This window comes from Bacillus sp. mrc49 (assembly GCF_002803435.1).
The window spans coordinates 1-837 of record NZ_PHNG01000627.1 but is presented as its reverse complement, the minus strand read 5'-3'; the positions used below and the strand labels follow the sequence as shown (position 1 = coordinate 837).

Here is an 837-nt window from a genome sequence, read left to right as displayed (position 1 = left end):
ATACAAGTGGAACGGCCGTGATCCAAAAAGTCGAATGGACCGGTGAAAAAACCATCATCACTTACGAATTATTATCTTTGAACTCCACTAACTAATAATAGAAGCGCTTGCGGGGATGATTTTCACTGTAGGCGCTTTTTTTATTGATTCAGCTGGAAAAATTACACTAAATCACTCATAATCCGTCCTACGCCGACAATAATCCGACCGTCCACCTTCATAATCCGTCCAGCCCCATAATTCGACCTACGCACGAATTCATCCGCCCCACGGCGTCAATGATTCGATTTCCTCTCCTAACGTCTTGTCACAGTTGTGATGAGAAGAATGGTAAAATGGTGTTTGGGGTGATTGGATGATTTTGGTGAGTTCTTGTTTGGCGGGTTTTGAGGTGAGATATAACGGGACTCACAGCCTGGATGAGAGGATCAGGGCATTAATTGGCGAGAAAAAGGCTGTATCGGTATGTCCGGAGCTGCATGGTGGTTTTTCGGTACCGAGGGAGCCAGCGGAGATTGTCGGCGGTGCTGGTGAGGATGTACTTGATGGAAAAGCCAAGATCATCGAAAGGACGGGCAGGGATGTAACGGCACTGTACATAGAAGGAGCGAAGCTTACTTTATTGAAAGCCCAGGAGATTGGGGCGACGCTGGTCGTTTTAAAAGAAAATAGTCCATCCTGTGGCAGTGCGGCGATTTATAATGGTGAATTCATGGGGGAGAAGAGGGCCGGGAATGGAGTGACCGCGGCTTTGCTTAGGCGGCATGGATTCATTGTCACGTCAGAGGAGTGGTTATCCGATCATCTGGGAGAAAAATGAGGTGTAATGCTTTTGCT

At 47.3% G+C, this 837-nt stretch carries 2 protein-coding genes; both read left to right on the top strand.

All coding sequences use genetic code 11. The features are described 5' to 3' along the window. The first annotated feature begins 17 nt into the window (after window positions 1–17). Window positions 18–95: a DUF2584 family protein gene (locus CVN76_RS32080; protein WP_269800027.1), complete on the top strand. Its 78-nt coding sequence runs from the start codon at window positions 18–20 to the stop codon at window positions 93–95. Window positions 96–355: 260 nt separating this feature from the next. Continuing rightward, window positions 356–820: a DUF523 domain-containing protein gene (locus tag CVN76_RS06480; RefSeq protein ID WP_100530156.1), complete on the top strand. Its 465-nt coding sequence runs from the start codon at window positions 356–358 to the stop codon at window positions 818–820. The last annotated feature ends 17 nt before the right edge of the window (window positions 821–837 follow it).